Origin of the sequence: Alteromonas sp. CH_MED4-4 (genome assembly GCF_037029575.1) — a bacterium.
Lineage (GTDB): Bacteria > Pseudomonadota > Gammaproteobacteria > Enterobacterales > Alteromonadaceae > Alteromonas > Alteromonas macleodii.
Map to the genome: position 1 here is coordinate 24,722 of NZ_JAYMEU010000022.1, position 25,050 is coordinate 49,771.

At 44.6% G+C, this 25,050-nt stretch carries 18 protein-coding genes; 9 read left to right on the top strand and 9 right to left on the bottom strand.

Annotated features, from left to right (window positions below):
- Positions 1-33 precede the first annotated feature (33 nt).
- From WA381_RS14775 to WA381_RS14785, 3 genes are all read right to left on the bottom strand, one after another.
- Positions 34-453: a CBS domain-containing protein gene (locus WA381_RS14775; RefSeq protein ID WP_014949170.1), complete on the bottom strand. Its 420-nt coding sequence runs from the start codon at positions 451-453 to the stop codon at positions 34-36.
- A gap of 181 nt (positions 454-634) precedes the next feature.
- Entirely contained in the window at positions 635-1,702 is a 1,068-nt protein-coding gene (locus tag WA381_RS14780) for an isoaspartyl peptidase/L-asparaginase family protein (protein ID WP_075176398.1), read from the bottom strand.
- Positions 1,703-1,850: 148 nt separating this feature from the next.
- Positions 1,851-5,633, bottom strand: a complete 3,783-nt coding sequence (locus WA381_RS14785) for an ATP-binding protein (RefSeq protein ID WP_156086279.1) — start codon at positions 5,631-5,633, stop codon at positions 1,851-1,853.
- Between the two features lie 241 nt (positions 5,634-5,874).
- On the opposite strand from WA381_RS14785, the gene sbcB reads away from it, so the two are divergent.
- Positions 5,875-7,305, top strand: a complete 1,431-nt coding sequence (sbcB, locus tag WA381_RS14790) for an exodeoxyribonuclease I (protein WP_014949167.1) — start codon at positions 5,875-5,877, stop codon at positions 7,303-7,305.
- Positions 7,306-7,432: 127 nt separating this feature from the next.
- Positions 7,433-9,088: a FapA family protein gene (locus WA381_RS14795; RefSeq protein ID WP_014976276.1), complete on the top strand. Its 1,656-nt coding sequence runs from the start codon at positions 7,433-7,435 to the stop codon at positions 9,086-9,088.
- Between the two features lie 19 nt (positions 9,089-9,107).
- On the opposite strand, the gene WA381_RS14800 is transcribed toward WA381_RS14795, so the two are convergent.
- From WA381_RS14800 to WA381_RS14815, 4 genes are all read right to left on the bottom strand, one after another.
- Positions 9,108-10,511, bottom strand: coding sequence for a diguanylate cyclase (locus tag WA381_RS14800; protein WP_156087332.1), 1,404 nt, complete (start codon positions 10,509-10,511; stop codon positions 9,108-9,110).
- Positions 10,512-10,643: 132 nt separating this feature from the next.
- Entirely contained in the window at positions 10,644-11,879 is a 1,236-nt protein-coding gene (gene kynU, locus WA381_RS14805) for a kynureninase (protein ID WP_156086278.1), read from the bottom strand.
- On the bottom strand, positions 11,869-12,996 hold the full coding sequence (locus WA381_RS14810; RefSeq protein WP_156086277.1) for an alpha/beta hydrolase family protein: 1,128 nt from the start codon (positions 12,994-12,996) through the stop codon (positions 11,869-11,871). Before WA381_RS14810 ends, kynU begins: the two co-directional genes overlap by 11 nt.
- A gap of 101 nt (positions 12,997-13,097) precedes the next feature.
- Entirely contained in the window at positions 13,098-14,273 is a 1,176-nt protein-coding gene (locus tag WA381_RS14815) for a thiolase family protein (RefSeq protein WP_014949162.1), read from the bottom strand.
- A gap of 352 nt (positions 14,274-14,625) precedes the next feature.
- Between WA381_RS14815 and WA381_RS14820 the strand changes: the two genes are divergently transcribed.
- From WA381_RS14820 to WA381_RS14850, 7 genes are all read left to right on the top strand, one after another.
- The gene (locus WA381_RS14820) at positions 14,626-15,033 is read left to right on the top strand and encodes a MerR family transcriptional regulator (protein ID WP_014949161.1); all 408 of its coding nucleotides are present in this window, start codon (positions 14,626-14,628) and stop codon (positions 15,031-15,033) included.
- Positions 15,030-16,199: an isovaleryl-CoA dehydrogenase gene (locus WA381_RS14825; RefSeq protein WP_014949160.1), complete on the top strand. Its 1,170-nt coding sequence runs from the start codon at positions 15,030-15,032 to the stop codon at positions 16,197-16,199. The genes WA381_RS14820 and WA381_RS14825 overlap by 4 nt, the downstream gene beginning before the upstream one ends.
- Positions 16,200-16,456: 257 nt before the next feature.
- On the top strand, positions 16,457-18,064 hold the full coding sequence (locus WA381_RS14830; RefSeq protein WP_014949159.1) for a carboxyl transferase domain-containing protein: 1,608 nt from the start codon (positions 16,457-16,459) through the stop codon (positions 18,062-18,064).
- An 11-nt stretch (positions 18,065-18,075) separates the two neighbouring features.
- Positions 18,076-18,876 carry an enoyl-CoA hydratase/isomerase family protein gene (locus tag WA381_RS14835; RefSeq protein ID WP_014949158.1) on the top strand — a complete coding sequence of 267 codons (801 nt, stop codon included), beginning with the start codon at positions 18,076-18,078 and terminating at the stop codon, positions 18,874-18,876.
- Positions 18,866-20,899 carry an acetyl/propionyl/methylcrotonyl-CoA carboxylase subunit alpha gene (locus WA381_RS14840; RefSeq protein ID WP_156086276.1) on the top strand — a complete coding sequence of 678 codons (2,034 nt, stop codon included), beginning with the start codon at positions 18,866-18,868 and terminating at the stop codon, positions 20,897-20,899. The genes WA381_RS14835 and WA381_RS14840 overlap by 11 nt, the downstream gene beginning before the upstream one ends.
- Before the next feature lie 4 nt (positions 20,900-20,903).
- On the top strand, positions 20,904-21,800 hold the full coding sequence (locus WA381_RS14845; protein WP_080986391.1) for a hydroxymethylglutaryl-CoA lyase: 897 nt from the start codon (positions 20,904-20,906) through the stop codon (positions 21,798-21,800).
- 322 nt (positions 21,801-22,122) lie between these two features.
- Positions 22,123-23,100 carry a transposase gene (locus tag WA381_RS14850; RefSeq protein WP_319633852.1) on the top strand — a complete coding sequence of 326 codons (978 nt, stop codon included), beginning with the start codon at positions 22,123-22,125 and terminating at the stop codon, positions 23,098-23,100.
- A 6-nt stretch (positions 23,101-23,106) separates the two neighbouring features.
- Here WA381_RS14850 and WA381_RS14855 read toward each other — a convergent pair whose 3' ends face one another.
- Both WA381_RS14855 and WA381_RS14860 read right to left on the bottom strand, forming a co-directional pair.
- Positions 23,107-24,261: an MFS transporter gene (locus tag WA381_RS14855; RefSeq protein ID WP_061485637.1), complete on the bottom strand. Its 1,155-nt coding sequence runs from the start codon at positions 24,259-24,261 to the stop codon at positions 23,107-23,109.
- 76 nt (positions 24,262-24,337) lie between these two features.
- On the bottom strand, positions 24,338-24,883 hold the full coding sequence (locus WA381_RS14860) for an SRPBCC family protein (protein WP_014949153.1): 546 nt from the start codon (positions 24,881-24,883) through the stop codon (positions 24,338-24,340).
- Between the last annotated feature and the right edge of the window lie 167 nt (positions 24,884-25,050).

Genomic DNA, 25,050 nt, shown 5'->3' on the forward strand with positions numbered 1-25,050 from the left:
AGCTAAATAAAAGTGCGTTATCCCAAACAATGTCTAACCCGCGCGCTGGTATCCATCATTCAATTGAACATCAATAGCCCGTAGCACGGCCGTTCGATTAATTGAGCCTAACAGTACCCCATCATCATCAACAATGGGGTAAACTCTCGGCTTTTCCTTTAACAGTAATTGCGCTAATTCTATTACCGACATATAAGGTTTGATAGAAATTACAGGGGTTTTCATGATTTCCCCTACTCTACAAATTTGTTCGCGATAGTAGCTTGACGCGATCATTTGAGCGATACAGTCTTGCTCAGACAAAAAGCCCACCACTCTACCTTTGCTATCGAGTACCGGACCACCACTCTGCCCACTGGCTAACAGCACTTCGACGGCCTGCGCAACGGGCATATCGACATTAAGCTTCACTGGGTGAGTATTCATATAATCACTGACTTGCAACGATTCCATTTTCAATTCTCCAGCCGTGGCGCCTAATGTGACCGATACTGCGACTTAATTGGCGTTACGGCACTTCAATTATTTTTAACCACATGTGAAAGCAATTTTCCCCCACACTTTAAGATTAGACGTTTCGTTGCATACAAGCCAGCACATTTAACATTAAAATAACAAATAGTTTTTTCAGTGATCAGTCTTTGTAAATTGCCACTTTCACTTTACCATTTATGTCAACGCTAGCGCGGTACATACCCGCAGAATTGAACGGCATAGCGACGTTACCTTTAGCGTCAATAGCAATCACACCGCCATCGCCACCGGCTTTAACTAGTACGTCGTTAACTACAGTGTTCGCAGCGTCGTTTAACGTTAAACCCTGGTACTTCATTCGCGCACAAATATCTGCTGCCACGTTGTATCGAATAAAATATTCACCATGTCCTGTAGCCGATACCGCGCAGCTTTCATTGTCGGCATAGGTACCCGCTCCAATAACAGGCGAGTCTCCAATACGTCCATACCGTTTAGCCGTCATTCCGCCAGTGGATGTTCCCGCGACAATATTGCCCTCTTGGTCCAATACTACGGCTCCAACAGTGCCAAAGCGCTCATTGCCTTGCTGCGAACCGTAACCACTCGAGACTTGCTGCATACGTGCTTTCGCTTTATCTAAAGCCTGCTTGCGAAACTCGGTATCAAAAACGGTGTTGTCTACCTGTTCAAGGCCGTTTTCTTTTGCGTAATCTTCAGCGCCTCTCCCAGAAAGCATAACGTGTGGAGATTCATTCATTACCAATAACGCAGCCTCTATTGGGCTTCTTATTGTTTTCACCCCCGCAACAGCACCTGCATTTTTACTGCCGCCGTGCATTATCGACGCATCAAGCTCGTGCTCACCGTCGAAGGTATATACCGCACCGATGCCAGCATTAAATAACGGCGAGCTTTCAAGAATTTTGATGGTTTCTACTACCGCCACTTCACCTTTTTCGCCTTTCTGCAACAAGGCGTAGCCATGCTGCACCGCTTGGGTTAATACTCTTTTGTAGTCCGCTTCTTTTTCTGGCGTCATCGATGATTTTAAAATGGTTCCTGCACCGCCATGAATAGCGATAGCTACGGGTGTTTTTCCTAATTGTTTGGAATCATCCGCTAATGCTGGAACACTCGTAATGGCAAACGATGCAGCAAGCGCGCCTATTGCATACAGTGCATGTCGAACTTTATTCGGCTGGCGAAAAATACGAGATGGGTTCAAAAGCTTTACTCCTAATAGCTACGTTTTACGTGCGCGCATAATCTGTGAGATGGTTTGAGTACAGATTTCTAGAATCAATTCAACGCGCTCTGTTGATGCGATTTTTACGCGACCTTAGACGTAAGATGACACAATTAGCTTAGGTAGGCTAGGCTACCTCGAGGATCTCTAAGAAAGTATTAAGATCATCGGTGATGGAAGGGAGTAGCGCTTCAGCGTCTTCCCACTTTTTCGCCTTTGACAATTCCCATAAGCTCTCAAAGTCTCGTTGTAACTGTACGGCACCAATATCTGCAGACATACCTTTGAGCTTCAATGAAAGTACCTGAACCTTTTCGAAGTCTCGACTATCAACAGCCTGCTGCAGTAATTTAAGCTTGTCAGGCGCGCTTCTGGAATACAGGTCGCAGACACGAGAAAATAGCGCTTTATCGCCCATTATCCGAGCAATGGCATCGTCTTTTTCCCAACATCCATCAAGCCCCTCTGAATTGTTTTCATCAGCTTGAGTTTGATTGACGTTATCAATTTCAGCCTCCTTCTCCGAGCCCTCGCGAGCGGCGATATCATTAGCTATTTTCGCGTTTTTTATCGTGGGGGCTATTTCTACTTCAGACTCTTTACTTGACTGAGCCTCTGTTCTTGAATGCGATAGCGTGTCGCAGTCCATTTCTTTTGAGATGGCACTCAACAAACTGTCAACCAGTGGGGGTTCGCTGGCAGTGATTCCGGTACCTGACCTCGTATCAGTATCGTTAAGCTCTGCACTTGCTAATGCCGTTATTTGATGCACTAACCATTGTTTCACTTTAGGAATAAGTACATCGGCCATGACAGGCTTTGTCGCAAAGTCGTCCATACCTGCCTCTAAACATTTCTCTTTTTCGCCGAGCATGGCATTGGCTGTCATGGCAATTATAGGTACATCTTTGTGCATCGCTCCTGCCTTACCTTCTCGTATGGCTCGGGTAGCGTCATAACCATTCATATTAGGCATCTGACAATCCATCAATATGCTGTGAATTCTGCGGCCTTTGCTTTCACATTTCGTCAAGAACGCCACAACTTCCTCACCATCGCTGCAGGTAAACAATTTAACAGGTAAACTTTCCAGCACTCCCTTCGCCACCTCGCGATTGATCATATTGTCATCAACTATCAATAAGTTGGCATTCTCAATAGACAATTGCTGCTCAGTATCGTCTGCTGCCTCTTCACCGTCTGAGATGTCCTCAGCTTTCCCTTTACCCGATGAGATATCTGACTGGTTTAATGTATATCCCGACAGCGCAGCGTCTAACCCTTGCTGGACAATTGCAAAACTCGACCTGAATAATGGCTTTGGCAAGTAAAGCGGCACAAGGTGATTGAAGTGGAAAGGTGTTCCTTCTAGTTTTTGAAGAATATAAACCACAGGTAACGAACCAGCGTCTTTAGTGGCAGCTTGTGCCTGCCATATATCATCTAGCTCACGAATGAGTGAACTGGCCTCATCCACAATAATGGCATTAAATTGCGTCCAAGGTACTGTTCCTAACTCAGAATGCTTACCTATTACTTGCGGCTCTGCACCGACGTGTAAGGCTAAACAACAGATGTTTTCCTCTAAAGGTGGATAACTTGCAGAAACACCGATTGTGATTCCGTTAAGCAGCATACTTTCGTTTTCCACCGCCATTTTATGCTCGAACGCGCTGTCGTAAGTTGTTTCAGGAAGTGTAACGAAAAATGAGAAGGTGCTGCCAATGTCAACTTCAGAGTTGAACGTAATGTCTCCTCCCATAAGCTGGCTCAATTGCTTGCAGATAGACAAGCCAAGTCCGGTACCTCCGTATTGGGTAGCAACAGATGCATCAGCCTGCGTAAACGCGGTAAACAGTTTGGGCTGATTTTCTTGTGCTATCCCTACGCCCGTGTCACATACGCTGAAATGAAGTTGTTGTGTCCCCGCATCTACATCACTTAACGATGCTTGTAGCTTTATATGCCCTTCTTCAGTGAATTTAATAGCATTGTTCAATAAATTACTAAGAATTTGGTTGATTCTGTGTGGATCTGAGTTTATTTCCACGGGGGGAAGACCTGTTGTGTCAACAAGAAGCTGTAGTCCTTTAGAAGCTGCTTTAACGGTAAAGACCTTGGCGATAGACTCGATAAGTGCAAGCGGGTCAAAATACTGATTACTAATATCAAGCTTGCCCGCTTCAATTTTAGACAAGTCGAGAACGTCGTTAATCAGCACGCTGAGATTGTTGCAGCTAATTTCCATCATGGAAACAAGCTGTTCAGCTTTCTCATTAAGGGGCTGACGCTTAAGTAGCGCCAACGAGCCAACTACCCCGTTTAACGGTGTTCTCATTTCATGGCTAATATTGGAAATAAAAGAGCTTTTAACACTGCTCGCTTTTCGCGCCTCTTGCGTCGCTTCAACAAGTTCTTTCGTCCTGCTTACCACTTTTTCTTCAAGCTTCAGGTTTACCCTTTCTATCGCGTCTTTTGCCTTTCGTTCGTCGGTCACATCTCTAATTACAACAGCAACGCCTGAAAACTGTGACTGTTCACCCCAAATGGTAGATGCGGTTATAAGTAGCGTGTGCTCTTCTTTTTCGTCATCGGTGTAAGGGGTTGTAAAGGTACTTTGCTTTCCGCCTTTGGTGAGAACCGATTCAAGCCCTAATAGAGAAAGCTCCTCAAATGACGAATAGTGATGATTTAAAATAAGCTGGCTTGGGATCCCAAAAAGTGACTCGGCTGCCATATTCCAACTTTTCACCACGCCAGCAGAATCTACGCTAAAAATCGCATCTTTAGATATAGCGATAATAGCAACGGACTCACCGCGCACCTTAGCCAGCTCAATGTTTTTACTGTTACTTCGGTGTACGAAGAGTAAAACGCTTACAAAAATTAGCGTAACTACCCCAATTACACTGTAAACGCTAATCCTCTTCTCATTGATAAGGGCTGCCACTTCTGACTGAGACAATGCCGTATGAAGAAAAAACGGAGCGGTTTGCTGATTTCCGTTTATCGTAAAAGCACGAGTGACCGTATACAAAGATGAGTTTGTCTGTGCGGTCTGTTTAATTTTAGCCCTGCCTATTTTCGAAGGGCTTTCGAACTCGCTCGCCCAATTCACCATAGGATTTAAATCTCTGGAGAAGGACTTATCACTGTCTGGATGACTGACAAAAAAGCCTTCACTGTCGGTAACAAATAGTAATTGATTGCCGACAAGCGTTTGTTCCATTTGCGACAGTAGAAACTGGGCGTTTACATTCATGATTATAAAACCATAACGCTCACCAGAGCTGCTGAAGATTGGAAGAGAAAGGCGAATAACGCTTTTATAAGGAAACTCGAGATTCCCATATTCACGATTCAAATTGATATCTGAAATATAAAACTCGCCCTTATTGCGCTTAACACTCTCTATGAAGTAACTTCTCGCTGCTTTAGGTTGTAAATCGTTGTCCTTAACTACTAAAACACTTCCCCCGTTTCTTTCCACCCGAATAAACTCACTTCCATCCTCATTGGCTTGAATGATCCTTAATTGGTCGACTTCTTCGTTATTTTCGATAAAAGCAACGAAAATCGTTTCTAGTCGCTGCTTCCACTGTTCCAACGTCGTACCGTCTTTGGGGTCTAGATTTTCATTTTCAGTCGCGCGGACGATGCCGCTTATAGGTGGTGTCTGATGTAGAAAGTTAAGCGCATTGATATACTTTCTCACCTGAGAGTTTGCAGCATTTTCAGCACTGGCGGCACTCTCTTCTAATGCCGTGAAAGTTTGAGATTCAGCCGTCGCTTTGATATTACTTTCGAACAAACCAACAACAAGTACAACAAGCACTGTTGCAAGTACTAACGCTAAGCCTAAAGTACTCTTAGCTTCACTGATGGATGAACTGGATTTAAGGAACGACAAACAGGCAATATCCGTATAAATTTTGATAACTTAAAGCTAGTCATCATTTTGTTAATGCGCAAGTTTCGCGTGATACATCAAAACGCAAAATACTCAAAAAAAGACAATGATTAACGCGTTTTTTTAGGTCTTGCCGATGGCGAACAAGTAAATCACTGTTCATATTAACGCCAGCATTTGGTATTCAATTTCTCGCGGTGTACACTGCCATCAATATTTCTCTAACATCGCAATAGTGGTTATGCACGCACCTACATTTTTGTGGCACGATTTTGAAACCTTTGGCACCAGCCCACAAAAAGATCTCCCCTGCCAATTCGCTGCAGTAAGAACTGATATGGATTTAAATGTGATTGGTAAACCCATAAATATCATGAGCGCCATTGCGAATGATTATTTACCACATCCAGAAGCGTGTTTGGTGACCGGCATAACACCGCAGCAAACCATTCGCGACGGTTCTAACGAAGCTGACTTCGCCGCGCGAATTTATCAGGAAATGTCGACGCCAAATACCTGTAGTGTGGGCTTTAATAGTATCCGATTCGACGATGAAGTTTCCCGCTACCTGTTTTATAGAAACTTTTACGACCCATATTCACGTGAATGGCGAAATGGCAATAGCCGTTGGGATATAATCGATTTAGCGCGAGCGTGCTATGCGCTGAGACCCGATGGTATTAATTGGCCACGCCGAGAAGATGGTGCACCAAGCTTTAAACTTGAGGCGTTAACTGCAGCTAATAATATTGGCCACGAAAACGCTCACGATGCTTTGAGTGACGTCTACGCCACAATAGCCCTTGCTAAACTGATAAAAGAAAAGCAGCCTCGCCTTTTCGATTATGCGCTGTCGTTACGCAGTAAACAAACAGTTATGCAGCAAATTGATCTCACTAAACCATCGGTATTGCTTCATATCTCGTCTAAACTCCCTGCCTCTCAAGGCTGTTGCACTTGGGTTATGCCTGTGGCTAAGCACCCAACCAACAACAATGCATTTATCGCTATTGATTTATCGCATGACATTGACAGTTTAGTGAATGACACACCAGAAGAGATTAGACAGGCGCTTTATGCCCCGTCAGATACATTTGACGATGCGTTAGAAAGACCAGGGCTTAAGCTCATTCACGTCAACCGCTCGCCATTTATTACCACAGCTAAAGCAATGACAGAAGACAATGCCGCACGACTAGGACTGGATCGCGAGCGCTGCTTAGACAATTACAAAGTACTTGCCAGTATGCCCGAACTGGCCACTAAAATCGTAGATGTCTATGATGACGACATTCAAAGTGGTGAACTGGATATAGATCACGCGCTATATAGTGGTGGGTTTCTTAATGACGAAGACAGAAGGTGGTGTGAGCGTGTAATTGAAGCACAGCCCGATGATTTAGCCACTCTGAGTGAAAAAACACAGCACGAAGGGCTCAGAAAGCAGCTATTTCGATACCGCGCTAGAAATTATCCTAATACACTGACTGCAGATGAAATGACCAGGTGGCAGCATCATCGCCAAGCTCGCTTGACTGATTCAGCTTTTCACGGCTCAATCACATTAGAAAACTATATGATGCGGTTGGAATCACTGGCGCATGAACACAGCGACAATCCTGAGAAGCAGGCCATTTTACGCGCACTTTACCAATATGCCGAAAACCTTTGACGGGCGTTTTAGAACGCCTTAAATTAGTAAATGAAAAAAATAGACAGGCCGAGAACAAGTCAACGTCAAGTAATCGATAGATGCCGCCGATAAAAAGAATACACGTGCGCAAGGGAATAAAGAAGTTATGAATGGCGTAACAATAAGCTTCGACAAATCAAGAACCTACATTAACTTACAGTTAAATCCTTCTGATTTCACGTCAGAAGTTGATAGTAGGGAAATAAGAAAGCAACTAGAGAGCGGAGAAACTAAGCGACTGTATGTTTCTGAAAAAGCGTTAAAGTCGGCCTGTGATACAGCTAATCATTATTTCAAGACGGGTGATAGCACTGTCGTTCAGGAACGCATTGGCGAGCGCAAAAATGCTGAAATTGAATTTCGCATTCCCGAGGATGGGATGCAGGCGAACCTTGTGCTGACCACACCCTATGGCGGTAAACTTCCCTCATTAAGTACCGTTAAATCTCTAGCAGTAAAAAACAGAATCATTCGTGGCTTAAGCACCAAAACCATTGAATCTATGCTTACCCAAGCAAGGCAGTCTCCTCCAGGCACAGTACTAGAACAAATTGTCGCGAAGGGCCTACCAGCTAGAAATGGCAAAAACTCAAAGTTTATTCCCCTGGTACCAAACGCACTTGAAAGGGTGTTAAAACCCCAGACGGGTGATGGCGAGCGCGTGGACATGCGTAATTTAGGCGAAGTAATTTGCGTTAAAGTGAACACGCCTGTGCTGAGAAGAACCGAGCCAACTCAGGGCCGTTCTGGCTTCGATATCAAAGGGAATAAAATTCCAGCCGTTGCGGGCGAATGGGTTAACTTTAAAATGGGCAGCGGCACCGTGGTGTCCGACAGCGACGCCAATTTATTAATGTCTGCAATTTCTGGTATGCCGAAATACCGAGACCAGATAATGAACATTGACGATACCTTCATTTGTAGCGGCGTGAACGTTGGCTCTGGGCACGTGAATTACGAAGGTGCAGTATTGGTAAACGGCGATGTTACAGAGAAAATGCAAATCAAGGCCGCTGGAGATGTAACCATTAACGGCTTTGTGGAGTCGGCGTATATCGAGTCTGGCGGCGACATCATCATTACCGAAGGCGCGATGGGTAAAGTTAACGATACTCAAGGTGAATTCCAATGCCAACTAGTCGCAGCCGGCAGTATCCACGTTCAACACGGTCAAGGCATTGATATTCAATGTAGCGGTAATATTACTGTTGGTCGTCAGTTGGCGTATAGCCGCCTGCGTTGCGGCGGCGCAGTCATAGTTGGACAAATTGATAAGCCCATGGGAAATCTATTTGCTTGTGACATTATCAGCCAAGATCGCGTTGAAGCTGGCACTTTAGGCGCTGTATCTGGCAGTACGTTGAAAGTTGATTTTAGCCCAGGCTTTAACCAATTGTTAGAGCGCAAAGACTCTTTAGATGAATTGTTGAAGCAAATTCGCGAAAACAATCTAAAACACAAAGAAAAGATTAACCTTATTCAAGGTAAGAAAGTGCCTAAAGAGCTTCAACGTAAAGTAGCTGAAGCGTTAGAGCTTTTTAACAATGAGAGCGCATTGCTGGAGTGGCTTGAAAACAAAGCCAACGACGTCAAAGCAGCAAAAGAAAACTACCAGTCAGATATAAAACTTATCGCAAACAAACGTCTTTATCCCGGAGTATCGGCGAAGCTTAATAACCGTAACTGGCGTTCTGAGCGAGAATACGACAGGGCGCAAATTCGTTACGATTCGCACCAATGGCACTACGACCCTTTAATTTGACCTAACTAGTTCACTGAAGTTACTGTGCTACAGTTACGTTGCCATACCCTTGGCGCTTTGACTGGTACAGTGCCTTCATGGTGCGTTCAAACCACTCTGTGAATTCCTCAGACTCCCTGAGCTCAGATAAACCCATGGCCGTTTTAAAGCTCTCGACAAGCGAGTGATGGGTAGAAATGCAGTCTAACAATCTGTCTGCAAGATTTTTAGCTGCGTTTAACTCGGTTTGAGGGCACAAGATAATAAACTGTTCACCGCTAAAACGCGAAACAACATCGACTTCTCGAACGGTATTTAGACAATTCGTTGCCACGGCTTTTAGCGCCTCTTCTTTAGCCGAGGGCTCAATTGAATCTCTGTCATCGCTTACAGGGGTTAGTTCGATAACAATTAACGAAGCCGTAGTGTGAAATCGATGGAAACGTGAGATTTCTTCTTCCGCTCGCTGGATCATATGATTGCGGTTATATAGCCCCGTTACCGTGTCGTGAGCAGACAAAAAAGCAAGGGTCTTGTTCTTTTCTAACAAGGTTGCTTGTAACGCACCTATTTCCTCGTTTTTCTGGTTAATAATACGCTTGTAGCCGCTAACGTTTCTATTTCTAAAAATAAAAAGCAAGAAAACTAAAATGACAATTGCGGTGCTCAAAACCATAACGACATAGTTACGACTATAGCGAACTTGGACATTATTCCACTGCTTATAAATTTCTACCTTTCGCGTTTCTGGAATACGCTCAATGGCAAAGTTAAGCTTGTCCACCAGGTGGCCATAGGTTTTGTTCACACCAAAAGCTAATGAGTCGAAGGGCTCGGCGTAACCAACAATATTGAGGTCTTTCAGCTTCAAATTATTGATGTGCATATTCACGCTCATTAATGAGCCCACCATTACATCAAACTCATCATTCGCCAGCTGCTTTAGCCCTTCTTCTTCAGACGGAATAAGCTTTAAACGTAACCCCGGATAGTGTCGTGAAATATATTCAACTTGGCGATAACCCTGAACAATCCCTACTACTCGATTTCCCACTCCAGCGTAGCCTTGTATCATTGGCATTCCAGACTTAGCCACCAGCACATTGGGCGCTTCAAAATACGGCACACTAAAGTCGAGGAACTGCTTTCGATAGTCGGAAGTATTTAGCATGGGGATAACTTGGCACTTCCCCTGCTGAACGTACTCTAGGCTCTGTTGCCAGCTCTCAGTGGGCACTAGGGTAAACGTTAACTCAGATATTTCAGCAATAAGCTGCATATATTGGGCAGAAATCCCCACATGGATGCCGTTTCTGATTGCTTCGTAAGGCGCCCAGTTAGGATCTATACAGTACGTTACATTATTAGATTGTTCAGATGCCGCCTTTTGACCAGCTTCTGCTTGTAGGAGCGCGCTAAAACAACTCGCTCCTACAAACAACATGGTACAAAGCAGATATTTTCTTATTTTTTTCAACTGCACACCCAAAACATGTGAAGATATCGATGACAACCGCGAAGTATTAAGCGTAAATTCAAAAATTGCAATTATTTAGCTGATAATCTCGCTTTTCAGCTAGGTAACGCTCTGTCTTTGCTGAAACTCATCGTTTTCATAGCGCTTTTCATTCATAATTTCGGTAAGGCTTGCCACCGCTTTTTCAATATCGACGAAGCTTAAATACAGTGGCGCAAAACCTATTCGCAGAATATTTGGTGCACGGAAATCTGCAATCACCCCCTCAGCGATCCAAGCTTGGCAAATGGCGTAAGCGTGGTCGTGCGCGAAAGCAAGCTGACTACCTCGATTATCGATGCTGGGGCTTACAATGGAAAACTTGTCCAGAAGGCCTGCGCGCTTGGCTTCAGCGATGAAAAATGCCTGTAGCTTTTTGGATTTTTCATCAATAGCTTTAAGTGATACATCTTCAAATACGTCTAATGCCGCATCTAAAATGCTCATTCCAACAATTCCTGGCGTACCGCACAAGTTTTGCTTCACGGAATTGTCGCCAGCGTAATCAGGAGAAAATGAGAAAGGCGAGCTGTGCCCCATCCAACCAGACAAAGGTTGTTGATACTGTGCTTGATGTCGTTTAGCGACATAGATAAACGCTGGCGCACCAGGGCCGCCATTTAGATATTTGTAGGTACAGCCGACTGCAAAGTCCACATTACATGCGTCTAAGCTGACAGGAAATGCTCCAGCACTGTGCGCTAAATCCCACAAAGTTAAAATGCCCTTTTGGTGGGCTTGCTCGGTAATGATTTGCATATCGAGTTTATTGCCACTTCTGAAATTTACCTGTGTCAGCATCAGTACGGCAATATCGTCAGTTAGCTGCGACCCAATGCATGCTTCGTCAACATAGCGAATACTGTAATCGCTGCCGAGTAAGTCAAGCAGGCCTTGCACCATGTATATGTCGGTAGGAAAATTATCGCGGGTAGTCGCTATTACCTTGCGACTTGGGTGCATTTTTAACGCCGCACTTAATACTTTAAACAGATTAATAGAAATGGAGTCACAACAAATAACTTGGCCACTTTTAGCGCCAATCAGGCCGCCAATCTTATCACCCACTATTTGAGGTAGATGGATCCACTGATGCTTGTTCCAGCTTGTAATGAGCCCCTTTCCCCACTGTTCATTGACAACTTCGTCAGCTCGCTGTTTCGCTGCCTTAGGCAGAGGCCCTAGCGAATTGCCGTCTAAATAGACCGTATTAGCGGGAAGCGAAAATGCCTGCGCCTTGTCACGGAGTGGATCTTTAATATCAAGTTGTTCAGCTGAAAAAACCTTATTCATCATGTTCACTAATAACCTCAAGTAAAGCATCAAAGGATGTTGATTCAGGGTGAAGCCAATCGAAATGGCCACCATTTTTAATTATTTTTTGGTTGGTTCCAGATAATACAGCGTGGCGCGCTGGCACAATACTATCAGCATCGCCTTGGAGTAGTGTAATTGGCAAACTGCCATGGGTTGGCCGTGGTGTAGCCCTTTGATATGCGGTTGGAACATCTTCAGGCGTTCCATTCATGAATTTCGCTGTAGCCGACTGGCAGCTGTTATGGCCCTTGGCATAGGACTGGATGTCCGTAATTGCCGCTAACCCGATAATCCGTTTTATGTCTGCGCGCGATAAGTTCAAGGATGACGAAGAAAGGCGTTGCGCAGCAAGCAAAGCTAAGTGCCCACCAGCAGAATGCCCCGCAATGTAAATGTTAGTGTAGCGCCCTTCGTTCTCTATTCGTTTTAAGGCTGTACTTATTGCTTGTGTCACGTCGTCTAAACTACCGGGCCAGCCACCACCTTCATCACCTACGCGCCGATACTCTGTTACGTAGACACCCATCCCAAGCTCTGCTAAAGCATGGTACATCCCTTTCGCGTGTTCGTAACCGTAGGCATTAAGCCAACACCCACCGTGAATAAATATTAACGCTTTATCAGCGTACATTTCGTTCGTAGACGAACGTCCATGCCAAGTATAAATAGTTTGTAGTAGGTCATCGCCGTAGCTGAATTGTTCATCAGCTTCGCTTGTTGGCAAGACACCCAACGCTGAATAAGGTACCTGGCTTATTTTCTTGGGGTAGATAGCTGACGATTCACTGTTGGCATGGGTGTTATCCGAAGTCTTTTTTTCTTCGTTAGTGTGGGTGTCTTCCGAAACAGCGTCGTCAGAACCATCAACGGTTGATTGAATTTCGTGAAGCGCAGACAGAGTTAAGTCATCGTGGTTGTCTTCATTACTCGATAAAGAACGTGATTCCTCGTAGTGAGTGCCATTGTTACCGTGGGTGTCTGCGTAAGTCGAGTTTACTGAAAACGATGAGTCAGCTTGGACTTTCGCAACAAGCGTTAAAGTGGATAGCGCAACCGCAAGGGTTATAGAATTGATAACGTAAGTCACTGTCTTCATGCTTTTGTATTTTTCTTTATATTGAACCACAGAGCGAAATCAATGTGATTAGGCTCCGTGATTAAATATTTTACATATTTGCCATCTATAGCTATAGCGGCTTAGAGCATTTCAACGGCAAGCGCTACACCCTCACCACCACCAATACATAAAGATGCGATACCTTTGCGACCACCGCGTTGCTTTAGCGCGTGAAGTAGTGTTACCAAAATGCGTGCACCAGAGGCTCCAATTGGGTGACCCAATGCACAAGCGCCGCCTTTTACGTTTACTTTACTTTCATCTAGTCCAAGCTTCTTGACAGCCAACATGGTTACCATGGCGAAGGCTTCGTTAATTTCGAAAAGATCGACTTCTTCTTTCGTCCAACCTGCTTTATCCAGCACTTTTTCCATAGCGCCAACAGGCGCAACGGTGAAGTTTTCAGGTTCAATAGAATTTGTAGCGTGAGCAACCACGCGCGCAAGCGGTGCTAGACCAAGTTCATTTGCTTTGCTTTCGCTCATTACAACCAGTGCCGCTGCACCATCAGAGATTGAGCTTGAGTTAGCAGCCGTGACTGTACCGTCTTTTTTGAAAGCCGGTCTTAGTGTTGGAATTTTTTCTGGGCGAGCGGAACCTGGGCCTTCATCGGTATCAACAACGGTATCGCCCTTACGAGAAGAGACTGTCACGGGTACTATTTCATCGACGAAAGTTCCGCTGTTTATTGCTTCATGTGCCTTGGAAAGCGAGCTTAGAGCAAACTCATCCATTTCACCGCGAGAAATATTTTCTTCATCAGCAGTATCCTGTGCGAAGCAGCCCATTGCTTTGCCGTCATAGGCATTTTCCAGACCGTCTAACATCATATGATCAAGTACTTGACCATGACCCATACGATATCCCGTTCTAGCTTTAGGCAACATATATGGCGCATTACTCATGCTTTCCATCCCGCCTGCCACGACTGCTGTCGCACTGCCTGCTTTAATTAAGTCGTGGGCCATCATTACCGCTTTTAAGCCCGACCCGCATACTTTGTTGATAGTTGTCACACCTGCACTTAGCGGAAGCCCCGCCCCCAGTGACGCTTGTCTCGCCGGAGATTGACCAAGACCAGCAGGTAATACACACCCCATGATGACTTCATCAATTACAGAGACATCCATCTCTTCACAGGCTGCTTTAATCGCAACTTCTCCAAGTTTGGTCGCAGCAAGCGAAGATAAATTACCGTTGAAACCACCCATTGGTGTGCGCTTAGCCGCGACAATAACTACTGATTCGTTACTCATAACCGTGCCCTTAAAATTCATTAAAATTATAGAGTTAAGTGAAGAAAGCTACGTAGATGTATACAAAAGTAAACACCCCTAACAGCTACAACGTCTTGCCTTCACCATGAAAAATTGACGTTAGCAAAATGTTACTTTACCTTAACGTAAAATGTAATTAACGTTAACGTAAACCTGTACTAAGTATGTGTCAACCAAACACTACGTTTTAATATAGCGGTATATAAAACCATCTACCTTAAAACGATAGTGCTATTGCAATGACATCCAACCTACTACAGAGAATTTAATTACAATGACACCCACGTCAAAACAAGGGTGTTAATCAGCGCTGAAATACAAGGTACGTGTAATGAGCAAGTACGACGACGAAACAACATATGCAATAGGCGAACTCGCTCGAGAGTTTGACATTACTCCTCGTTCAATTCGTTTTTACGAAGAACAAGGCCTAATGTCACCGTCAAGAACGGGACAAAATCGCGTCTATCTGAACAAAGATAGAGTGCGCTTAAAGCTGATCTTGCGAGGAAAACGACTAGGATTTTCCCTTGCTGAAGTCAAAACACTGTTCGACATGTACGACACCAACCCCAATTCGGCTATTCAGTTAGAAGCCATGCTCGAAATGACTGAACAGAAAAGAGCGGTGCTTAAACAGCAGCTAGAAGACATCCAGATGTTAATGACTGAACTGGATGATGTTGAAGCACGTTGCCGTGAAGAACTCGCAGAACTCAAACGAGGAAATATCGCATGAACACCTCCTACCCTACTTTAAATTTTGGACTTGGCGAAGACATCGAGATGTTACGTGATCAGGTCTATCAATTTGCACAAAATGAGATTGCTCCTCTTGCTGAACAAGCAGACGCAGACAACCAATTCCCAAACCAATTGTGGACAAAACTTGGCGATATGGGCCTATTGGGCGTTACAGTTTCAGAGCAATATGGTGGCTCTGATATGGGCTACCTTGCGCATACTATCGCAATGGAAGAAGTTAGCCGCGCGTCAGGTGGTATCGGTTTGAGCTATGGCGCACATTCGAATCTTTGTGTTAACCAGATCTTTAAAAACGGTAATGATGCCCAGCGTGAAAAGTACCTACCTAAGTTAGTAAGCGGTGAGCATATTGGTGCACTGGCAATGAGTGAACCTAATGCAGGTTCGGACGTTGTTAGCATGAAATTGAAGGCTGAAAAACGCGGCGACAAATACATCCTTAACGGCAACAAGATGTGGATCACAAACGGTCCTGATGCACATACATTTGTTATCTACGCTAAGACCGACCCTAACGCAGGGCCAAGAGGGATCACAGCGTTTATCGTAGAGCGCGATTTCCCTGGCTTTAGCCGCGCACAGAAACTCGACAAACTAGGTATGCGCTCTTCTAATACCTGTGAATTAGTTTTCGAAGATTGCGAAGTACCAGCTGAGAACATTCTTGGCAAAGAAGGCGAAGGTGTTCGCGTACTTATGAGCGGCCTAGATTACGAGCGCCTTGTTTTATCAGGTGGCCCGCTAGGCATTATGCAATCGTGCATGGATATCGTAGTACCTTACATTCACGACCGTCAGCAGTTTGGCCAATCAATTGGTCAATTCCAGCTAGTACAAGGCAAAGTAGCTGACATGTACACGCAAATGAATGCCGCACGCGCGTATGTCTACACCGTTGCACAGTCATGCGATCGCGGTGAAACAACGCGAAAAGATGCCGCTGGCGCTATCCTTTATTCAGCGGAACTAGCAACCAAAATGGCGCTGGATGCTATTCAGCTACTTGGCGGTAATGGCTACATCAACGAATACCCGACGGGACGATTATTACGTGATGCCAAGCTTTATGAAATTGGCGCAGGAACGTCTGAAATTCGCCGAATGCTTATAGGCCGCGAGCTTTTTAACGAATCGAAGTAATACGGAGTTCTGGGTGGAAACAAACTTCGTTTGAAACAGGGAAAGCTTAGGCATTCCCTGTGTTATAGAAGTTAGAAAGACACCCGCCCTACTCCATTTTAAGTAGATTTAGAAAAGCTGAACTTTATTAATAGGCTAATGAATTGCAAAGACACCCACCGCAGCGAAAGCGCTTAGCATGGGTGTCTCGCTAATCATCTTGCTAACTAGTGGCTAACGCGACAGCCGGTCGCATAGGCCCAACACAAGGAGGGGTTATGCCCGTTCTTCGCTCAAGTATAAATACGAAATCTGAAACATTTATCGCAAATGCCGAGCACATGCAGGCTCAGGTAAATGATCTCCTCGAAAAAATCGAACAAATTTGCCAAGGTGGCGGTGAAAAAGCGGCGGAGCGCCACGTGTCTCGAGGAAAACTTCTACCTCGCGACCGAATCAACGCACTGATTGACCCAGACACGCCTTTCCTAGAAATAGGCCAGCTGGCTGCATGGGAAGTCTACGAAGACTATGTACCTTGTGCCGGAGTCGTTGCCGGTATCGGTATCGTTGCAGGTATCGAGTGTATGATTGTAGCTAACGATGCTACTGTAAAAGGCGGGACGTACTACCCCCTTACCGTGAAAAAGCACCTTCGTGCTCAGACTATCGCAGAGCAAAATAACCTACCTTGTATTTACTTAGTAGATTCAGGTGGCGCTAACTTACCTCGCCAAGATGATGTATTCCCAGATAGAGAGCACTTTGGTCGCATCTTTTTTAATCAAGCGAATATGTCTGCTAAGAATATTCCTCAAATTGCGGTAGTAATGGGTTCCTGTACAGCTGGTGGTGCTTATGTTCCCGCCATGGCTGATGAAAGCATTATCGTTAAAGAACAAGCGACTATTTTTCTGGGCGGCCCACCGCTTGTTAAAGCTGCAACAGGTGAAGTTGTTACCGCAGAAGAGCTTGGCGGTGGTGACGTTCATACTCGAATTTCGGGCGTTGCCGACCATCTCGCCAACAACGACCACCACGCACTCTCATTAGCGCGTAATGCTGTCTCCAGACTAAACCGAAAGAAGCCAGAATGCCTAGATGTGGCCGAGGTAAAACCTCCACGCTACGACACCAAAGAAATCTACGGCATTGTGCCTGCTGATAGTCGTCATACATACGATGTAAGAGAAATCATTGCGCGTGTTGTGGATGACTCAGACTTTGATGAGTTCAAACCGCTTTACGGCACAACCTTGGTTTGTGGTTTTGCGCGCATTTTCGGTTTCCCCGTAGGCATTGTGGCTAACAACGGCATACTTTTCGGTGAAAGCGCGCTTAAAGGTGCTCATTTTGTCGAACTATGCGCCATGCGAAAAATCCCTCTCGTGTTTTTGCAAAACATCACAGGCTTTATGGTCGGTAAGCAATACGAGCATGGCGGTATCGCAAAACACGGCGCAAAAATGGTAACCGCCGTTGCATGTGCGAATGTACCAAAGCTCACAGTGCTTATCGGCGGAAGTTTCGGTGCAGGTAACTACGGCATGTGCGGCAGAGCCTATGATCCACGCTTCCTTTTCATGTGGCCAAACGCTCGAATTTCTGTAATGGGTGGTGAACAAGCTGCTGGCGTTCTCGCTCAAGTTAAGCGCGACCAAAAAGAGCGCTCAGGCGAATCATGGTCTGCAGAAGAAGAAAAGGCATTTAAACAACCTGTTATCGATACGTACGAAAAACAAGGACATCCATACTATGCGTCTGCAAGGCTTTGGGATGATGGCGTTATTGACCCAGCGGATACTCGATTAGTGCTTGGCCTATCGCTTTCAGCGGCGCTTAACAAGCCTATCGAAGACACCCAATTTGGCATATTTAGAATGTAGGAGTGCAGGTAATGGAACAATCAGTAATTTACAGCGTAGATGAAAGAAACATTGCCACTGTTACTTTAAACAGAGCTGAAAAACATAATGCCTTTGACGACGAAATGATAAACGAGCTTACTCGCGTTTTTAAAAAAGCGGGGGAAGATAAAAGCGTTAGGGCACTAATCCTGAGAGCTGAAGGCAAAAGTTTCAGTGCAGGAGCCGATCTTAACTGGATGAAAAAAATGGCCAGTTATACCGAAGCGCAAAATGAAAGTGATGCACTTGCATTAGCAACCATGCTGCAGACGCTTTATAAAATGCCGAAGCCCACGATAGCAAGAGTACAAGGTGCAGCTTTTGGCGGTGCTGTTGGTTTAATTGCATGTTGCGATATTGCTATTGGAAGCAAGCTCAGTAAATTTTGCTTAAGTGAAGTTAAAATTGGCCTTATTCCAGCAACCATCAGCCCTTACGTGGTTGAAGCTATGGGCGCACGAGTATGCCGACGCTACTTCCAGACCGCTGAAGTATTTTCTGCGCGCAGAGCAAGACGACTCGGACTTTTGAGCGAATCAGTAACAGAAGACGAACTCGATAGCACTATCGACAATATTTTATCAAACATACTGAAAAACGGCCCCCAAGCAGTGGCGAAAGCAAAAGACTTAGTGCAATGGGTGTCTACGCAAGAGATTAACGATGCGCTTCTCACAAAGACGAGCAAACTTATCGCACAAGTTAGGACATCTGAAGAAGGTCAAGAAGGTCTGTCAGCCTTTTTAGAAAAGCGCAGTGCTTCATGGGTGGAGGTTAAGAATGATAAATAAATTACTAATTGCAAACCGTGGTGAAATTGCTTGCCGCGTTATAAAGACAGCCAACACTCAAGGTATAAAGACAGTCGCCGTTTACTCTGACGCCGACAAAAATGCCCTTCATGTACAAATGGCTGATGAAGCTGTTTATCTAGGGCCATCTCCGTCGAAGAAAAGTTATTTACGAGGCGAGTTGATCATTGAAAAAGCAAAGGAGCTTGGTGTAGACGCTATCCACCCAGGCTACGGCTTTCTCTCAGAAAATGCTGAGTTTGCGAATCTATGCGCCAAAAACAATATTATCTTTGTAGGCCCACCAGCATCTGCAATTGAAGCGATGGGTTCTAAGTCTGCCGCCAAACACATTATGGAAAAAGCTGGTGTTCCTTTGGTTCCAGGCTATCACGGCGACGATCAAAGTGAAGCGGTATTAAAAGGCGCTGCCGATGAAATGGGATACCCAGTTCTATTAAAAGCCGCTGCTGGCGGTGGCGGTAAGGGCATGCGCCAAGTGTGGAGTGAAAAAGAGTTTTCTCAAGCATTAAATGCAGCCAAACGTGAATCTATGGCGAGCTTTGGTGACGACCATATGCTGGTTGAAAAGTACCTGACGCGCCCTCGTCATGTTGAAATTCAAGTTTTCTGTGACACCCATGGTAACGGCGTATACCTTTTTGAACGTGATTGTTCGGTTCAACGCCGACACCAAAAGATTATTGAAGAAGCCCCTGCCCCCAATATGTCTCAGTCAGTGAGAGAAAAAATGGGTGAAGCGGCGATACTCGCGGCGAAAGCCATTAACTACGTAGGTGCGGGAACGGTTGAGTTTTTACTTGATGAAGACGATTCATTTTACTTCATGGAAATGAATACACGCTTGCAAGTAGAGCATCCTGTGACAGAAATGATCACCCGTGAGGATTTGGTTCACTGGCAATTAACTATTGCCGAAGGAAAGCCCCTTCCTAAACAACAAAATGAACTCACCTTAACAGGACACGCATTCGAAGCGCGCATTTATGCTGAAGATCCAAACAACGAGTTTCTACCTTCTACCGGCACGCTGCGCCTGTTACGCACACCAAAAGAAAATGACGTAGTTCGCGTTGACACAGGTGTCGTTGAAGGTGATGAGGTAAGCGTTTTTTACGACCCAATGATTGCCAAGCTTGTGGTTTGGGGAGAGAACCGTGAGATAGCGCTCAAACGCTTAATTAGTGCATTGGGTGACTACTATATTGACGGTGTAAGCACAAACATCGACTTCTTAAAGCGTGTCGCAACACACCCTGCGTTCGTTGCCGCTGAGCTTACAACTACGTTTGTGGAGAAACACCATGATTCGTTGTTTAGCGCGACAAGTGAGGATGCAGCTAGCGATGATGCAGCTAGCGATGACACCCAAGTAAATATTCCTGTGATGGCATTGCTTTCACTTTTAAATAGAAAAGTTTCTAGAAGCGATAAAACCCCATCTGTTTGGTCAACCGTCGGTGCGTGGCGCGCTAACGCAAATCATACAGAAATTCTCACCTTGCTTTGCAACCAAGAAGAAGTGCATGTTGGGGTCAAACACCAGCGTCACGGAACTGAAGATGCTTGGGAGCTATCTGTTGGAGACAATTCCTATAACGTTAAAGGCAAGCTGGTAGATAGTGCTTTGCATGCAACAATTAATGGGTACAAATCAACATTTACGTATTCAGATAATGATGGCGTGTTTACACTCTTCAACAAAGACACCCATGCTAAGTTCAGCCTAATCTCAGCATCTCTTGGTGATGATAACGATGATAATGGCGACGCTAATTTCAGTGCCCCGATGAACGGAACCATAGTGGCGCATTTGGTCGAAAAGGGTGTGTTGGTCAAAAAAGGGGAGCCTATACTAGTTATGGAAGCGATGAAAATGGAGCACAGCATCATTGCCCCGCACGATGGTGCAGTGGAAGAGTTCTTTTTCAATCCCGGTGAACTAGTTGACGGTGGCGCAACACTGTTGGCGTTCTCCACTAAAGAAGCTGCCGAGGTTTGATGTGATGTTTCCTAAAGAAGTGAGTATTGTTGAAGTAGGTCCTCGAGATGGCCTTCAGAATGAAAAGCAGGCCTTAAGCGCCGAACAAAAGATTGAACTTATTCAACTTCTTTCTAAAACTGGCCTTAACCGTATCGAAGCAGGAAGCTTTGTATCACCCAAATGGGTGCCCCAAATGGCAAACTCGGATGCGGTTTTTAAGGCGCTTAGCCCCGAAGACAAGATTCATTATTCTGCATTGACACCCAACCTTAAGGGCTTGGAAACAGCCATTGAAGCGGGTGCGAAAGAGGTTGCAGTATTCGGTGCTGCCTCTGAGTCCTTTTCACAAAAGAACATTAACTGCTCTATAAGCGAGAGCTTAAAGCGTTTCGAGGCTGTGTTTGACCTGGCAAGCGAAAGCAAAATCAAAGTGAGGGGCTACGTTTCATGTGTAATGGGGTGTCCTTATGAAGGTGAAATTTCACCTAGTGCCGTTACACAGGTGAGTAAGGAACTTATTGACATGGGGTGTTACGAAGTATCCCTTGGCGATACTATCGGCGTAGGCACACCAATGTCTACAAGACTACTATTAGATGAAGTATTGAAAGAGATTAATGTCAGCAAAGTTGCCGCCCATTTTCATGATACTTATGGACAAGCGCTAGTGAATTTATACACTGCCCTTGGATACGGCATCTCATCAATTGATTCAGCTGTTGCAGGACTTGGAGGCTGCCCGTATGCCAAAGGAGCAAGTGGAAATGTTGCAACGGAAGACGTCCTATATATGTTGAACGGTATGGGTATATCAACAGGTATAGAAATGACGAAATTGTTAAAAGCGTCTTCTTACATTTCAGAACTTTTAGGCCGCTCTCCCGTGTCGAAAGCAGCTAATGCGCTTCTAGCAAAATAAAAAACTGATGGGGGGATGCGGCAATGCGCCCCCTCTACCCTCTAAGAAAGACACCCACCCTAATTGTGAAGTTTCACGTAAAATCACCGTTTATGTAATGGATGTCTTTATAAGTTTATCGGCACAAACTCATAAATACATTCTTTCACGCTCAGCAAGTTAGCTTTGCATTGGATGTCTCTTCAAATATTCATTACTTTTCAGCGAAAAGTCTTACGTTGGGTGTCTCTTCTAGAACAAAACAAGTCCATCGGTCAGGTCACAACTGAATATTCACAATGCTAAGGTCACACAATGACTAATTACCTTGCATTTATCTAACATGGCTCAAAGCAGAAAATCCCTCATTAGTTTAAAAGATACACCCTACTATCATTGTATATCTCGCTGCGTGCGCCGTAGCTACCTCTGCGGGTACGACCGAAACAATAGAGTTAGTTACGAGCATCGAAAATCGTGGGTAGAACAACGGCTGTTATTTTTGAGCCGGGTATTCGCGATAGATATTTGTGCTTACGCTGTTATGAGTAACCATGTCCATATCGTTTTATGCGTGAATAAAGAGGCAGCGCTCTCATGGTCATTACAAACTGTGTTACATCAATGGCATAAAATGCACAAAGGAACCGTACTTACTCAAAAGTTTATGAAGGGCGAGATCTTGAGCGAAAGTGAGTATGAGACAGTTAAAAGTACTGCTGATGTGTATAGAAAAAGGCTCTACGACATAAGCTGGTTCATGAGAAATTTAAACGAGTATATTGCGAGAAAAGCAAACGAAGAGGACGATTGTACTGGCAGATTTTGGGAAGGTCGCTTCCGTTCACAAGCATTGCTAACAGAAAAAGCTCTACTTTCATGTATGGCATATGTTGACTTAAACCCTATACGCGCAAAGGTCGCAACGGGCTTACAAGACTCATATCACACAAGCATTAATAAAAGATTGAACACGAGTATTTCACAAAACAAGACAATAAAAGGGTTAATGCCATTAAAGAGCCACCAACGATGTAGAAACACTCGCGGCTTAGATTTAACGTTGAATGACTACTGCGATCTTCTCATCCAGTCAATCGAACTGTTGCGCGACACCGATTCGACAGCCGCTCAAACGAGCCCCATTCAACATGTAAAACCTCTTGGTGTATGCCAACATCATTGGCATCACATTATCAGTGATTTCGAAAACGTGTTTTCAGTCGCGGCAGGAGACGGTTCATCTATGCGGAAGTTCCAAGCAAATACTAAAAGAAAACGAATGGCCAAAATATCTTCGGCAGCGATATGCTTTGACTAAACCATTCTACTTCTCGTCAGGTAAGATAACAGTAGTGATAATTGCCAGTAACAGCATACCAGCCATAATATAAACCACTGAAAAGGTTAAAACAGGGGTTAATGCAGCGTAAAGTGCACCGAATGCTAATAAAATCATACCTATAGCCGTGTTTGAGAAGCCAACCAGCTCTGTTCTTTCATGGCCTTCTTTAACATCTAAACTATATGTTTTCCGTCCGGTTCTTACGCCAGCATGGGATACCGATAACAAGAAAAACAACAGTGCAGAGGTTACAATCGGCGTCGTTTGCAATGTAAGCAAACCAATGCATGAAATTATTGCGAGTACCCCTGAAATTTGGAGTGTTAACTTTGCGCTTTTGTCTGCAATCTTTCCCCAAATTATTGATGATAAAAGAGCAGCAGTTGCTTCGGCTCCTATATAAATAGGAAGCAGCTCTTTTACATCTCCATTTTTTTCTATCATAAAATAAGGCGCAACCAAGGCTGAGTGAACGAAAAGCCCTCTTACCAAAATGAATTTGTAAACCGTGGCGTCGAAGTCAATACTAAACGCTTTCTCCTCTTTATCACCCACATCTACCGTCGTTTTAACAGGCCATACACATATAAGGGTCAAAACAAATGATAAAAGACTCCCGAACAAGACTATCAGCAGCACGTTCGAAGAAAGAGAGCCGTCGTAAATTGTCAAAGGTATAGCGATAACAAGGGTGACCATGCCTGAAACGGTAGATGCAATTCCGATTAGGTTACCCCGCTCACCTTTCGTAGCTACATCAGCCTCCATATCTTTCACGGTAAGAGAACAGGCAGAGCGACCCAGGCTCAGGAAGACAAGCGAAATAAGTATCAAGGTACCCGCCAAGCCCCCCGAAAATGAAATGGCCGCGATCAGCATACAGAAAACTGAAAGCGTTTGTGTGAGCATACCGACACGCCAAACCAAGTGCCGCTGAGTATGTTTTCGAAGATAAATGCTAATAAGTACTTGAGGCAGAAGCGCGCCCGACTCTCTAATTGGAACCAGCCAGCCTATCATCCAAACTGGTGCGCCAATGCTAATAAGAAGTGCGGTCAAGGTTGTTTTAGCAGAGATCAGTAGGTCGGCTAGTTTATTAAGCGAAAGGCCTGTAATAAGTAATTTTTTTTGTTTCATGGAAGGTAAGCATGCACCGCAATTCGATTGAACATATACGGTGCACTTATCCAGTCAGATCAGAAAGTTATATGCCCTACCCAGCGTTTTCAGCGAGTATTTTAAGATTTTCTAGGCCCATTTCGAAATCCGGACCAATCATGCTGTCCATCATCAAAGCAAAATATTTGTTTATAGGGTTATTGTCTACCGAGCCTTCATCTCTCCAGGTTACAAGAGAACCATTTTCTGTGGGCTCAATTTCTACGACGCCCGATGAACCCATGTCAAAATCGGGAAAATATAATCGGTACATCACACGTCTGTTATGCTCTAGTTGCGTAATCTCCATTTCTCCATTTCCCTCGGTTTCACTTAACCACTCGGAACGCATCCCAATAGCCCTATCAGGCCCTGAATAATCAAGTTTCATATCAGGATCACGCTTGAACCATACGCCCCATTTCTTCCACTCTTTCAAATCAACGACATAGGGATATATTTCTGATGGCTGAGCATCAATATTAATTGTTCTTTCAACGCTGTAATCTTTAGGAATAAAAAAGCTTGTTGCGACAAATAATACGATAACAACACCTACGACCATTAAGAGTTTTTTTAACGCTCCCATCTGAGACTCCATAAAAGAATTGCCCCTTCAAATATAACATTTAATTAACATTTGTCACTTAAAGATCTTTCTTGCTCATTTTACTGTTAGATAGACACCCATCCCCTCATGTTTAACGCAGTTGAAAGCAAATTTATACTCAAAATAACTATTATGAGCCTTCTCTTTCGCGTTACCGA

Bases quoted from the DNA above. Each gene is read 5' to 3' on its own strand.
- WA381_RS14860 (WP_014949153.1), bottom strand. From the start codon at position 24,883: ATGGAGTCTCAGATGGGAGCGTTAAAAAAACTCTTAATGGTCGTAGGT.
- WA381_RS14825 (WP_014949160.1), top strand. From the start codon at position 15,030: ATGAACACCTCCTACCCTACTTTAAATTTTGGACTTGGCGAAGACATC.
- WA381_RS14800 (WP_156087332.1), bottom strand. From the start codon at position 10,511: ATGTTGTTTGTAGGAGCGAGTTGTTTTAGCGCGCTCCTACAAGCAGAA.
- WA381_RS14840 (WP_156086276.1), top strand. From the start codon at position 18,866: ATGATAAATAAATTACTAATTGCAAACCGTGGTGAAATTGCTTGCCGC.
- WA381_RS14775 (WP_014949170.1), bottom strand. From the start codon at position 453: ATGGAATCGTTGCAAGTCAGTGATTATATGAATACTCACCCAGTGAAG.
- sbcB (WP_014949167.1), top strand. From the start codon at position 5,875: ATGCACGCACCTACATTTTTGTGGCACGATTTTGAAACCTTTGGCACC.
- WA381_RS14855 (WP_061485637.1), bottom strand. From the start codon at position 24,261: ATGAAACAAAAAAAATTACTTATTACAGGCCTTTCGCTTAATAAACTA.
- WA381_RS14795 (WP_014976276.1), top strand. From the start codon at position 7,433: ATGAATGGCGTAACAATAAGCTTCGACAAATCAAGAACCTACATTAAC.
- WA381_RS14820 (WP_014949161.1), top strand. From the start codon at position 14,626: ATGAGCAAGTACGACGACGAAACAACATATGCAATAGGCGAACTCGCT.
- WA381_RS14830 (WP_014949159.1), top strand. From the start codon at position 16,457: ATGCCCGTTCTTCGCTCAAGTATAAATACGAAATCTGAAACATTTATC.
- WA381_RS14850 (WP_319633852.1), top strand. From the start codon at position 22,123: ATGGCTCAAAGCAGAAAATCCCTCATTAGTTTAAAAGATACACCCTAC.
- WA381_RS14845 (WP_080986391.1), top strand. From the start codon at position 20,904: ATGTTTCCTAAAGAAGTGAGTATTGTTGAAGTAGGTCCTCGAGATGGC.
- WA381_RS14835 (WP_014949158.1), top strand. From the start codon at position 18,076: ATGGAACAATCAGTAATTTACAGCGTAGATGAAAGAAACATTGCCACT.
- WA381_RS14815 (WP_014949162.1), bottom strand. From the start codon at position 14,273: ATGAGTAACGAATCAGTAGTTATTGTCGCGGCTAAGCGCACACCAATG.
- WA381_RS14810 (WP_156086277.1), bottom strand. From the start codon at position 12,996: ATGAAGACAGTGACTTACGTTATCAATTCTATAACCCTTGCGGTTGCG.
- kynU (WP_156086278.1), bottom strand. From the start codon at position 11,879: ATGATGAATAAGGTTTTTTCAGCTGAACAACTTGATATTAAAGATCCA.